We start from the raw sequence: 13,016 nt of genomic DNA, 5'->3' as shown, positions 1-13,016 counted from the left end.
GTTTTCATCTTATGAGATCAAATAATCAGGCCTAATCTGTTAAGATTGGGTTGGAATTTTACTCAGATAAGGGGAAATCAGCGATTATATTGAGTGATCTTCTAAAATAAGTCTCCCACTTGGGAGTTCTTGCATTATAATCTGCCACCGTATTTTTGGTTATGCTTATGTTTGGCAGTAGCCGTTAGTTTTAGGAACAAGATATGTCATTTGCATCACAAAATTTTTCTCCAGAAATCGTAAAAGCTCTTACTGAATGTGGCTACACTAAGTTAACCCCAGTTCAGCAACAGGCGATTCCTATGGCTCGTCGTGGCCATGACATTCTTGCTAATGCTCAAACGGGTACCGGTAAAACAGCGGCATTTGCCTTACCAATTATCCAAAATATTTTGGACAAACAGAAATCTCGCAACCGTCATCAAGCTCGTGCTGTGATTTTGGCTCCAACTCGCGAGTTAGTGGCTCAAATTGCCCAAAACATTACTGACTACACCAAATACACCGAATTAAAGAGCGTTGCTATTTATGGTGGCGAGAAAATGGCTTCTCAACAAAAAGCACTTGAGCAAGGTGTTGATATTCTTGTTGCGACACCAGGTCGTTTGATTGAGCACTTAGAACTGAAAAACGTATCGCTAGTGAACTTAGAATTCTTAGTTTTTGATGAAGCAGACCGTATGCTAGATATGGGCTTTATCTCTGCGATTGAAAAAATCATGCAAGGCGTTGCAACCAAGCCACAAACCATGCTTTTCTCTGCGACGTTCTCAGCGCAAATGAACAAACTAGCGGGTGAAATTTTACGTGCGCCAAAACGTATTGCTGTGACTCGTGAAAATGTAACAGCAGAAACAGTAGCACACGTGGTTTACCCTGTTGAGCAAGAACGTAAACGTGAGCTGTTGTCTGAGCTGATTGGTCGTAAGAACTGGAAACAAGTACTGGTTTTCGTTAACTACAAAGAAACCGCTAACGAGCTAGTGAAAGAGCTTAAACTTGATGGTATCAAAGCAGTATTGTGTCATGGTGATAAAGCGCAAAGTGCTCGTCGTCGTGCTTTAGAAGAGTTTAAAGAGGGTAAAGCTCGTGTAATGATCGCAACAGATGTTGCGGCTCGCGGCCTTGATATTCAAAACCTACCTCACGTTGTTAACTTTGATATGCCTTTCCTAGCAGAAGATTACGTGCACCGTATTGGTCGTACTGGTCGTGCTGGACAACGAGGTCATGCGATTTCATTTGTAAACCGTGAAGAAGAGCTAACACTACAGCAGGTAGAAACGCTGATTCGTCAACGTATTTATCGCAAAGAGCAAGAAGGCTATGAGCCAAAAAACCGTGATGCATTGATTGAAAAAATGCAGACTAAACCAGCATTTAAAAACCGCAGAACACGTACAAATAACCCAAGTGACTCAAGTCAAGGTGATGCAGAGCGTCGTATGCGTTTACGCAATATGATTCGTAATAAAAACAAGTAATCAGCCGGTTTTGTTCTAAAATGTAAAAGGCGATGCTTATCAAAAGCGTCGCCTTTTTTGTTCCCATTAATTTGTGTGGAATAAGCTATTAGCAGTTTGTTTTCACGGCTAGATAAGTATTCATTATTTGAAGTTAATAGTCCGATTCGAAACTCTGATCGGAGAAAGACTTTTTACACTGTTTCATTTCATACAAGTTTTCATCGGCTTCAGAAATCGCAATTTTGAAGTTGTTATCAAAACAAGCGGAAGTGCCGTAGCTAACTTTAATTTCTTCGAGATCACACGCTTTAGTGAAAACATCAATAAAGTGTACAGCTTTATCGACATCAACAATTGCTAGAAACTCGTCTCCTCCAAGGCGAAAGGCGTAGCCTGTATCGTCACAAGAGCGAATCAACATACGTGAAAAAGTGGTGAGCACCTTGTCTCCCACATTGTGACCTCTAGTATCATTGATGATTTTGAAGTCATCTAGGTCAAAATAGAACAGTTGGTAGCCGCCAATCGGAATGAGATTTAGCGCTGAACGCGTGTAACATTGCGTTAGGTTATCTGTCAGTGTCAGTCTGTTGATTTGCATAAAGTGTTGATAGAGCCCGCTGATAATACAACCATAACCAGCAATAAGTAGTGCTTCATCAAGTAAGGCATCCACGAACGGAAATGGTGATACTAGCATTTGCTGAAGAATGACAATTTCAGTGACTGAATCATAAACGCCATTGATGATGGCTAATATGAGGCCAAATCTGATCATTTTTGAATTGACCAGTTTACCGAGTAACGATGTTAATAAAATAACGCTATAAAGCCGAGTGACCTCCAATAGATAGTCGTATATAGAGTCAACTTCTATCTGGAACACGAATACGGGAACAATGTAAAGAAATGGCACAATCGAAAACTTAAACGCACAGCTTAAAAGCTCATACGATAGTTCACGATTGTTAAATAACGTTCTCATGTATAGACATATCCAGTAAAAATGAAGCGCAGCGTAAGGGGAAACAGAGTCACTTAGAACAGTATATTCGCGTGGTATCAGAGTCAAAACTAGGAGATTTATTCACCTAGATAAATTATTACTGAGATACTCCTGCGCACTTTGCCTTTCCCTGCAATTATAATCAACTTATATGTATCATAATAACGACAATTGGAAAAAGTGGATTCGATATCATATCAATCTTGAATATCCTTGCGTTCTGTTTTCAGTCTTTAGTGATCACTTAACGGAATTGAGTCTATTAACGAGCCTACAAATTGGTTATTGAAAGGCGTCTCAAGTGAGTTATTTAGAAGAAAGCCGTGGTGATGAATTAAGAAAAGTTAAGATTGTGACATTAATCGACATAACATTCTGTTAATTGAGTAAAATGGTTATTTATTCACCAGCTGAATTTATTAAGCTTTTGTTGATACATAACAAAAAGGGACTCAATGCGTACAAAGTTTGTGTATATCGTCTCTTCCGATACTCAGTGGTCGTCATTGATCACGGCTAGTTTATCGCTTTCGTTTCAATCTTATACTTTCCGTTGTGAGTGTTCAGTAGATAACCTATGGAATTTAACGGATGACACTGTGATTGTGTATGACAGAACGACATTAGGTAACCCATCTGCATTATTGATATCACCACTTTCTCGTGGTGGGGCTTGGATTATTGTTAACGCGATACGAGTAGATTTAGAGGGCGTACTTGGACTTATTGCCTTAGGTTATTGTGGCGTTATTGAGAGAGAACAAACGCTTGAATCATTGCATAAAGCGCTTCGCACCGTCATTGGGGGGCAATTATGGTTCAGTCGCGAAGCGATGTCATCATCACTGCGTTCATCAATGAAAAAGAGTGTAACAACAACCAGTTCGTTTGAAGTTGTTTGCGCGAAATACGGCCTTTCGTCAAAAGAGCAAAAAGTTTTTTTGTATGTTGTACAGGGTTACACAAATAAAGAAATCGCCACTGAATTGAACTTAGGTTTGAGCACAGTCAAAACACACGTATCTAATATTTTAATGAAAACAGGAAAGCACAGTCGCAGTCAACTCAATACACTTTTGGCGGAACCAGAAGTATAAAACTTGTTTTAAATCAATTTACCGCAAATAGTAGCCATTCTTCATCCTTTTATTCGTCTTGATTAGTCATCTGACCGATATCAAATATATCGGCTTAGTCGTACTTTTATACCAACAGATTTATCAAGGCTGCGTGAATAAACGCAAGAATCGAATGTAAAGGAGAACACAAATGAAACGATTAGTGAGTTGTATTGCTATAGCGCTACTTTACTCAGCAGGTGCAGCGGCAAGTACACTGTCAGATGATACCGCTGAAGGACAAGCGAATTTTCACGTTGACTTTTCTGGTTATGTACCAAAAAGTTGTGAGATAACATCAAAAAATTCAGAACTTCGCTTTGATTTAACTAAAGGTGAAGAGCATGAACGAAAGTTTGCTTTTACCACGTGGTGTAATTCCTATGGAACTAAAGCGACAATCCTTATTACCCCTTATGCTTTTGAAAACGAAAATGCTGATGTAATTCCAATGGAATACAGTTTTAAAGGACAGAACCAAACCTTACAAGACAAAGATACAGTGGTCCGGTTTGAACGCCAAATTAATGTCAGTAATGACATTGATAAAAGCGACCTTAAGAAACATAAATTAACCATGACCTCAAAACCTCAAGCCGGTGCGCGTTGGGGTGAGTACAACGGTGAAATGTGGGTATCGCTCTACCACAACTAGATAATATATAAGGGGGAGGTAATTTATCCCCCTTTTTATTCTGTAAGGGATTGTTATGAAGAATCTCAAAATCGTATTTTTAGCTCTTGTTGCTATGCCAATCAATGTATTGGCATTTGAACTTTTTCCTATGGTTCAATTTAGTGCTGATTCAGGAAATCGTGCGACAACTTTTTTTAAGGTGACCAATACTTCTTTAGTTCCATTACCGATAGAAGTGACGGCAGTAAAACGACATGTGGTATTTAATAATGAAGAGACTTTGAATGAAACTGATGACCTATTGGTATTTCCGCCCCAAGTCTTAATCGCTCCAGGTAAGTCCCAATCGATCAAAGTGCAGTACATTGGCAATGTTAAACAAAGTGCGGAATCCTATCGAGTCATCGTTAGTCAATTGCCATTAAAATCGGATTCCGATAACGATAGTGTTCAAATGCTATTCCGTATCGGTGCGCTGCTTTTTATTTCACCACCTAACGTACAAGAGCAATATGTGAGTGAAATTATTCTTGATAAATCGAGTGTGCCTAATTTACGTATTACTAACACGGGTAGTAGTGTTATTGAATTAGACAAGCAAAGTTACAATGTCACATGGGGTGGGGAGGCAATGAGTTGGAATTGGCAACAAGTTGAGCCGTTATTGCCGATGCAATACTTAGTACCTAATCAAAGCGCACAAGTTAATGCACAACCTTTACTTACACAGTAACAGTAAACATAAATGGAAGTGGAATGTTTATGTGGCGGTCGATATTAGCACTCATTGCTGTGGCAATGTTCACGGCCTCGGTATCAGCAGGGACCTACCGTTTATCATTGCCTTTGGTGTATGGTGAAAAGGCGTTAGGAGACTTGCCTATAGAAGTTGATGGTATGACATTGACCTCTATTGCTTTTGCTCCACTTATTGAGTTACTCGGTAATCGTATTTCAAAGCAATGGGTTGAGAATCATTTCCCTACTGAGAGAGCCAGTTATATTTCGATGCATGAACTCAAAGAGAAAGGAATTGACGTCGCCCTTGACGGTGAATCTTTACTCCTTTACGTCACGCTAGAGCCAGCATTACTTAATGAGCAAAATGTTGAGCTGGCATCCCAATATCCTAACTTTGAAGCATCGCCAAGTGGTACGGTGAGTTGGCTGAACAGTTTCAATTTCGCGTACAACAATGATTGGAATGATGACAGCCAAACGTGGTCCTCTTCTATTGATTGGTTATCTCAAATGAATCTTGGCGGAGCAGAGGGAATTAACGTTCAACTCGCCAATTATTTTGAATCTGATAATGAAACATCAGAATTTGTACGTGGTGAATGGACAGCGTTTCATGACCGGCCCAATTTGCCTCTACGATTTTCCATTGGTGATGTGTTAACGGGGGAGTCTGGACATATTTATGGAATGTCTCTTGGTGGATTTTCCTTTGAAAGCAGCTACGAACAGCTTCAGCCTGATAGGGAGATCAGCCCTCAGAGTAGCCAGCAACTTGTCTTGTTAGAATCAGCTGAAGTAGAAATTTACGTCAACGGAGAAAGAGTTTCCGGAGGCCGTTTAGAGCCAGGTCGTTATAACTTACAAAACCTCATTTTAGACAATGGCGCGAATGACATCACCGTGGTTGTTAATTATGTTTCCGGCAACCAAGAAGTGCTGCGCTTTACTCAATTCTATAATGCCAAACTGCTTGAAGAGGGTTTGCTTGATTATGCTTTTTCTTTAGGTCGACCAATTAAATATGGCAATCAAGGCGTTGATTATGAAGATGTCTGGTTGGCGACAGGCTTTGCAGAATATGGTTTAACGGACTGGTTGACCGTTGGCGCGAATGGTCTTGTTGCTCAAGATGGGGGGATCCTCGGTGCGTTGGCAACGTTTAAAAGTCCGGTGGGAAATATTACTGCGCGGTATTCTGTGAGTCATAATGAGCGCGACAACTCAAATAATCCAATAGTCAAAGGAAATCAAGGCTGGATAGGCTCAATTGACTATGAAAATAGCGTGATTGGTAGTGGTGACAGTCAGTCTCCGAACCTAAGACTTGCCGTTGAACAGTCAGATAAGTTCAACAATGCACCATGGAAAAGTGGGGATAATATCTATGCGAACACTAGTGACTATACCCAATATTTGGCCAATTACTTTTGGCAAATAAATAATGAGTTAGATTTGAGCTTCGCAGCACGCTATTCACAGTATGCGGTTGAGGGAGATGACATATTAAGTTCGGTATTGCTCAATTGGCGCAGAGGTGGATTAACGTTAGGGGTAGGAACTGAATATGAGGATTCATATCGTTATTCCGAGCCAGACTCGAGATGGCTGATCAATTTTGAATACAATTGGTATTCGCGTGAAAGTGCCAATCAGTTGGGGATCTCTTACAACAGCAATAATGAACGTAGTCGTGTGTTTTTCAATAATGAAGGACGCAATTATGTCGGTGATATTGGCGTACGTATTGAAGCCGAACAAGATAAGTATCAACAAAAGCAAAAAGCGGAGCTGAGTTACACTGCAAACCGATTTCGAACCGAATCGGAAGTGATACGTCATGTTAATCGCCATGATGATAGCGAGTCTTATCATGGCGCGTTGCGTCTAGCAACCGCCATCGGGATGGTTGATGGACATTGGGGGTGGGGAAGAACATCGACAGGGCCCTTTGTGGTAGCTGCGCTACACCCGACACTACAAGGTGCGACGGCGAACCTCGATGTTAATACAGAGGGGAAAGCTCTAGCATTGGCATCGCCCAATATAAATGGTTTGTTCTCGGTTTCGCAGCCTTTTAGTAGTAACTCGATGGATTACACTGTGATTGATGCACCATTAGGTTATGACTGGGGGGATGGAACTCTTGATATATCTCCGGGTGCGGCGACTGGACACTATCTTTTGATGGGTTCCGATGCGTCACTATCTGCAAATGGGTATTTGTATTTTGCAGATGGAAAGCCGATTGCTTATCGCCAAGGGCGAATTATCGGAGATGAAAATGCAGTGGAGTTTTTTACTAACAAGCAAGGTCGTTTTTATATTCAAGGGGTTGGTGATGGTGTGTATTCAATAGAGCTCTATGGTTTAGATGTTTTCCCTGTGGCTATCGAAATACCATCCACTAGCTCAAGTTTGGTTGATTTAGGGCAAATTAAGGTTGAATGCCGAGGTGAGTGCGATGAAGAATAATCAGCGCGTTAATGTATTACGTATCCTCTGTTTTTGTTTATGGTTCGGGCTGTCAATCCGTACGTTCGCGCAACCAACACAACAAGAGCAGTGTGCTGGTCAGTTTACTGTGCAGTTTGCTAATACAGCGAATTCTGCGCTAGTGACTCAGCCAAATGCTTTGTGGTTTCAAGGAACAGTGCAGCTCGATCGCCAATTAGCTTCGTGTGTTAACGCGATTGAGATTAAGCCTACCAATGGTTGGCAGCATGTTGTTCAAGGCCCGACGGGGAAAATTACTTCGTCAATACTCAGTACTCAAAGAAAAAGTGTCACACGTAACCCACAAGGCGCATTTATACTGCCGACATTGGGTCAGCGACAAATCGATTTTTGGGTTCATATTCCCAATGGAAAAGAGAGTACGCCCGGTCATTATCACGGTGATTTTACCGTGAGCGTCGTGACGCCTCATAGTCATATTACCCCAGTGTATGCATCACTAAACTTTGCAATTAAGCCTTTTGTTCGTGCCCGCATAGAAGCGAAGAATAAGCAGTGGGTGACAGTCTCAGGTACCAATGTGAGGGTGAATATGGGCAATCTGACTCAAAAAAATAAGAGGGATTTGGATATTATAGTCACCAGCAATGCATCGGTTAAGTTGGAGGTTCGTTCGCAAAATGACGGTTACTTGGTCAATGTTGCAAGATCACGTTATAAAATTCCTTACGCCGTGAGTTTGCAAGGACGTCAACTTGAACACGGGGCTCCAATCTTTTTGAATACTGGAAAAAATAGCCAATCTCGTTTCACGATGGGATTTGAAAACACCGCTGTACCGGGTGCAGCCCATGGCCGATATGAAGATAAGATGACTGTAAGTTTAATTGCCTATTAGTGTCGATAAATGACAACTTTGGGGAGTAGGCTAGGTTTGACGGAATAAAGCCACAAAAAAGCCAAACTTAATAGTTTGGCTTTTGGGTATAAATCTATCCAATAATAGAAGCACGCATCAGATCGATAAAACCAGCGTTATAGGCCTGAAGTGATAGATGCATACCAGATTAGAATTAACGGCGATGAAAACGAGAGCGTTCAGCGCGTTGTCTTGATGCTCTCTCTTTATGCGCTGATGCCGCTTTAGCTTGAGACGCTAAAATAGATTCAACCGTTAGTACCATTGGTTCGCGAGGCTCTAAACCATGTGGAAAAGTACGCGCACGTGGTGGCATTGTGTATTCAAGATCCGACGCTTTAGGCATACGCTTAAAACGGTAAAGATAGAAGTTTTCTACACGTTCACGAGCCCATTCGGTTTTCTTTAAATATTTCACGCTACTTGCGATAGTTGGCTTTGTGTTAAAGCAGTTCATACGCATAGCTGTGTCAAGAATCTCCCAGCCGTAATGATCAACAAGCTGTTGCAACATGTCTTCAAGTTTTAGACCGTGCAATGGGTTATTCTGCTGTAGTTCAATTCTTTCTTCGTCAGTCATGAAGTGATCAGTCATGAAAAGCTCCTTCATTATTAGTGGCCTATCGCTATACGATATGCGCCACTAATATGTAATTCTAATGACCGGGTTACGGCCTTGATAAATAATGCTTGTTCGTTCGTTATGCTACGCTTAGCACTTTAGTTTGGTGAGCTAGGTATTCATCAAATGTACCTTGGAAGTTCACCAGTTTCTTATCTTTAACATCAATAATAGAGGTAGCAAGAGAAGAAACAAATTCACGGTCATGGCTAACGAAGATCAAAGTGCCTTGATAATGCTTTAGCGCATTATTTAGTGCTTCAATCGCTTCCATATCCATGTGGTTAGTCGGTTCATCCATAACAAGAACGTTGATGTCTTGCATCATTAATTTACCAAACAACAAACGGTTTTTCTCACCACCAGAACAGTTTTTTGCTTTTTTGTTCGCATCGTCAGCGGTGAATAGCAAGCGGCCTAAAATACCACGAACCATTAAATCGTTATGCTTCACAGTACGCCATTGTGAAATCCACTCAAAAATAGTCAGATCATTATCGAAATCAGCGGTGCTGTCTTGTGGACAGTAGCCGATAGATGCATTTTCTGACCATTTTACGACGCCTTGAGTTTGCACAAGTTCATTCACTAAGCAACGTAGCAGCGTCGTTTTACCAACACCGTTTTCACCAATGATCGCAAGACGAGTGCCCGCTTCAAGCAGCAAGTTACCTTTTTCAAATAACAGCTCATCACCAAAAGCATGACCAAGATCTTGCAGCTCTAACGCTAGGCGGTGAAGTTTTTTACCCTCACCAAAGTCGATTGATGGGCTCATACGACTACTTGACTTCACTTCATCAAGTGTAATTTTGTCCATCTTTTTAGCGCGAGAACTTGCTTGTTTAGCTTTCGATGCGTTCGCACCAAATCGGTTAACGAAATCCTGAAGCTCACTGATTTCAGCTGCTTTCTTTGCGTTGCTCGCTAATAGCTGATCGCGAATTAGGCCTGATGCTTCAAGGAAGTACTCGTAGTTACCAGGGTAAATGCGCAGTTCGCCGTAATCGATGTCAGCCATGTGAGTACATACTGAATTTAGGAAGTGACGGTCATGGGAAATAATGATCATCGTACACTTACGTTGGTTCAGTTCTTCAGCCAACCAGTTGATTGTATGAATGTCCAAGTTGTTGGTTGGTTCGTCAAGCAACAGAATATCTGGATTGGCGAATAGGGCTTGAGCCAATAGCACGCGGAGTTTCCAACCTGGAGCAACTTGTTGCATTAGACCGAAGTGGAACTCTTCTTCAATACCAGCTTGAAGTAATATATCACCAGCGCGACTTTCCGCAGTGTAGCCGTCCATCTCTGCGAATTCGCTTTCAAGTTCCGCTACTTTCATACCATCTTCTTCGCTCATTTCAGGCAGAGAATAGATACGTTCACGTTCTTGTTTTACTTCCCAAAGTTTACGATCGCCCATGATAACAACGTCAATAACGTTGTATTGCTCAAACGCAAATTGGTCTTGGCTTAATACGCCAAGTTTTAGTCCAGGAGTGATTGAAACATTACCAGAACTAGGCGTTAACGCACCGCTAAGAATCTTCATGAACGTTGATTTACCACATCCATTGGCTCCGATTAAGCCGTAACGGTTACCGTTACCGAACTTAGCAGAAATGTTTTCAAATAAAGGCTCGGCACCAAATTGCATGGTGATGTTAGCGGTAGATATCAAAGAAGTATTCCTAGGTATATAAAGATTGGATAGCCACTGAACATCAGAAAACGCCAATCAAGAGAAGTTAAAGAAAAATTGCTAGCGGCGAATTATACAGACTTATTGAATAAAAAACAGATGTGAGATGTTAGTCACAGAAGCAAATTGCGTTAAGTGATGAATGATAAATTGACTTCGTCACTGAATTCTCGCCCTCAAACGAATTGAGAGAGCGAGATAATCGTCAAGTCTCACTCAACAACGAGTTTAGTTTTCTGTTGTCGAATAGCCATAATTGCTTGTGGGAGCAGAGAAAGAATGATCATTCCCGCCATGAGAGAGTGTTGAAACGGGGTAAAAGATTCACCCAGTAAAATTAGTCCTGACGTAATACCTGCGATAGGGTTTGCGATGCCACCAAAAGTGAAATCAACGACAGACATTCGCTGTAATAGCCAAACATACATGCCATAGCCTAAAGCGGTATTGAGGCCAATAATCCATAATAACCCAAAGAGATTTTTTGAATCAAAACCAGTCAATACATCAATATACGGTTGAAAGTTAATTGCAGCATGGATAGTGGTCGCGACAGTAAGGATTACGCCGCCTAATATCAATTGCCAAGTTAGTACAGTCCACCAGTGCATTCGATTACCCAATGCTTTGGTGATGCTACTACCAATAATAATGCACATGATGGCGCTAAACATCGCAATTAAACCGACAGGATTAAGCGAAATTTGGCTTGGATCGAATAACATCCACGCGAGAACAATAAGACCAACGCCAGAGATAGCTTGTATCAAATGTGGGCGCTGTTTTTTAACTATCCAATGGAAAACAATGGCAAAAACCGGTACCGAAATCATCCCAACCCCTGAAATCGCAGAGGGTAGCGTTAAAGCCATAACAAAAATTAAGCTGAAAAACGTGGCGATATTAATAAGGCCAAGGCTGAAAATCACTGGCCACTGATCTTTTTTAGGGAGCGTTGGTTTTATGGCGAGTAGTATCAAGCCTGCTGGTAGTGCACGTAGAGCGCCCAGCAATAAAGGTGGCCAATCCGTTAGCGTAAATTGCGTCACTGCATAAGTAGTACCCCAGAAAAATGCGGGGATCATTGCAAGCAATATATTCACAAAAGTATCTTCACGTTAAGATAAGTAGTTATGTGAACTCTATACCGATAATATGTGATTGTAAAGTATCTTTATGTTAAACTAAATTTACTTAGTCAAATCAATAATGGACCGGGATTGTAGATGGATGCAATTGATCGCGTAGTAGAGCAGTGGGCTCAAGAAAAACCAGATTTAGAAACCGAACCAATGGCAATGATCGGCAGAGTGGCTCGTATTTCAAAATATATTGAAACAGAGATTGCCGCGCTTCATAAAAAATATGATTTGAAACTTGGTGAATTCGATGTGCTCGCGACGCTGCGACGTTCAGGTAAGCCTTATCGTTTGACACCATCAGGTTTGATTGAATCCATGATGCTAACTTCTGGTGCGATGACGAATCGCTTAGATAAGCTCGAAGCCAAAAACTTGATTTTACGTTCGCATAGCAAAGAAGATCGTCGAAGTGTTGAAGTTCAATTGACGAAACAAGGCTTGGTTTTGATTGATCAAATGATCATCGAACATGTAGAGATTCAAAAGAAATTGGTTAAGTCTTTAACGGCGACACAGAAAAAAAACATTAACCAATTACTAAAATCTTGGTTGAACGCTTACGAGTAATTCGTTGAACTTTGAGTAAAAACCGAAGCTAAGCTTCGGTTTTTTATGACCACTACAAACTAAGTTGAAGAAAGTGCTAGATAAGAAACGCCTTGAAATTTCAATAACTAAGAGGATAGCTAAGGGCATGACTAGGCTTGCATTATTTCATCACTAAAAAGAGCTGCGCTGTCGATGCCATCCAAGGCGCAACTTTCATCAATATCTGAGATATCACCACTTACCCCAATAGCACCCAACACAGTTTTGTGTTCATCACGGATCAGTAATCCACCGGGGACAGGAACCATATTACCGTGAGCAAGGACATTGACTGCCGAGATAAATGCAGGTCGACTGTCCGCGTCTTGGGCTAGTTTCCGAGAAGAGCAACCAAGAGCGAGAGCTCCCCAAGCTTTGGCGATCGCAATATCAGGCCGCATCATGCTTGAACCGTCTTGACGCTGCAAAGAAATTAGTTTGCCACCGCTATCTAGAATTGCGACTGTTAAAGGCGCTGTGCGGCCATGTTTAGCTGCTTTTAAGGTGCCATCAATGATGGTTAGTGCTTGTTGAAGAGTTAAACTTCCCATGTTATCTCCTAGGTTTAGAGGATTACAACACACCTATACCCATCTCACTTGAAATACTCGTTGCGTT

General features: G+C 41.3%; 12 protein-coding genes. 7 read left to right on the top strand and 5 right to left on the bottom strand.

Features of this window, described 5'->3' with window-relative positions:
* Positions 1-203 precede the first annotated feature (203 nt).
* The gene (locus DZ860_RS02650) at positions 204-1,484 is read left to right on the top strand and encodes a DEAD/DEAH box helicase (protein WP_120029348.1); all 1,281 of its coding nucleotides are present in this window, start codon (positions 204-206) and stop codon (positions 1,482-1,484) included.
* Between the two features lie 133 nt (positions 1,485-1,617).
* On the opposite strand, the gene DZ860_RS02645 is transcribed toward DZ860_RS02650, so the two are convergent.
* Positions 1,618-2,451, bottom strand: a complete 834-nt coding sequence (locus tag DZ860_RS02645) for a GGDEF domain-containing protein (RefSeq protein ID WP_120029347.1) — start codon at positions 2,449-2,451, stop codon at positions 1,618-1,620.
* Positions 2,452-2,927: 476 nt separating this feature from the next.
* Here DZ860_RS02645 and DZ860_RS02640 point away from each other — a divergent pair, with 476 nt between their 5' ends.
* The 5 genes from DZ860_RS02640 (at position 2,928) to DZ860_RS02620 (ending at position 8,320) form a co-directional block, all read left to right on the top strand.
* Complete coding sequence (locus DZ860_RS02640) at positions 2,928-3,569, top strand: helix-turn-helix transcriptional regulator (protein WP_120029346.1); 642 nt, start codon at positions 2,928-2,930, stop codon at positions 3,567-3,569.
* Positions 3,570-3,741: 172 nt separating this feature from the next.
* Positions 3,742-4,245 (top strand): hypothetical protein, encoded by a 504-nt coding sequence (locus tag DZ860_RS02635; protein WP_120029345.1) that lies wholly within the window; start codon positions 3,742-3,744, stop codon positions 4,243-4,245.
* A 55-nt stretch (positions 4,246-4,300) separates the two neighbouring features.
* Positions 4,301-4,960, top strand: a complete 660-nt coding sequence (locus DZ860_RS02630; protein ID WP_120029344.1) for a fimbria/pilus periplasmic chaperone — start codon at positions 4,301-4,303, stop codon at positions 4,958-4,960.
* Between the two features lie 29 nt (positions 4,961-4,989).
* Positions 4,990-7,440 (top strand): fimbria/pilus outer membrane usher protein, encoded by a 2,451-nt coding sequence (locus DZ860_RS02625; protein WP_120029546.1) that lies wholly within the window; start codon positions 4,990-4,992, stop codon positions 7,438-7,440.
* A complete protein-coding gene (locus DZ860_RS02620; RefSeq protein ID WP_120029343.1) occupies positions 7,430-8,320 on the top strand; it encodes a hypothetical protein in 891 nt (296 codons plus the stop codon). Before DZ860_RS02625 ends, DZ860_RS02620 begins: the two co-directional genes overlap by 11 nt.
* Positions 8,321-8,495: 175 nt before the next feature.
* Here the strand turns inward: DZ860_RS02620 and DZ860_RS02615 are convergent, their stop codons facing one another.
* The 3 genes from DZ860_RS02615 to DZ860_RS02605 all read right to left on the bottom strand — a co-directional run bounded on the left by DZ860_RS02615 (position 8,496) and on the right by DZ860_RS02605 (position 11,771).
* Positions 8,496-8,921: a VF530 family protein gene (locus DZ860_RS02615; protein WP_120029545.1), complete on the bottom strand. Its 426-nt coding sequence runs from the start codon at positions 8,919-8,921 to the stop codon at positions 8,496-8,498.
* A 121-nt stretch (positions 8,922-9,042) separates the two neighbouring features.
* Positions 9,043-10,647, bottom strand: a complete 1,605-nt coding sequence (locus DZ860_RS02610; protein WP_120029342.1) for an ABC-F family ATPase — start codon at positions 10,645-10,647, stop codon at positions 9,043-9,045.
* Positions 10,648-10,880: 233 nt separating this feature from the next.
* Positions 10,881-11,771 carry a DMT family transporter gene (locus tag DZ860_RS02605; protein WP_120029341.1) on the bottom strand — a complete coding sequence of 297 codons (891 nt, stop codon included), beginning with the start codon at positions 11,769-11,771 and terminating at the stop codon, positions 10,881-10,883.
* A 123-nt stretch (positions 11,772-11,894) separates the two neighbouring features.
* Here DZ860_RS02605 and DZ860_RS02600 point away from each other — a divergent pair, with 123 nt between their 5' ends.
* Entirely contained in the window at positions 11,895-12,377 is a 483-nt protein-coding gene (locus tag DZ860_RS02600; RefSeq protein WP_120029340.1) for a MarR family winged helix-turn-helix transcriptional regulator, read from the top strand.
* Between the two features lie 131 nt (positions 12,378-12,508).
* On the opposite strand, the gene DZ860_RS02595 is transcribed toward DZ860_RS02600, so the two are convergent.
* Complete coding sequence (locus DZ860_RS02595; protein WP_120029339.1) at positions 12,509-12,949, bottom strand: GlcG/HbpS family heme-binding protein; 441 nt, start codon at positions 12,947-12,949, stop codon at positions 12,509-12,511.
* Between the last annotated feature and the right edge of the window lie 67 nt (positions 12,950-13,016).

The sequence above is a fragment of the Vibrio sinensis genome (assembly GCF_003605645.1).
GTDB classification, from domain to species: Bacteria; Pseudomonadota; Gammaproteobacteria; order Enterobacterales; family Vibrionaceae; genus Vibrio; species Vibrio sinensis.
Note: the sequence above shows the minus strand (reverse complement) of the source record. Positions and strands in the feature narration are given on the sequence as shown.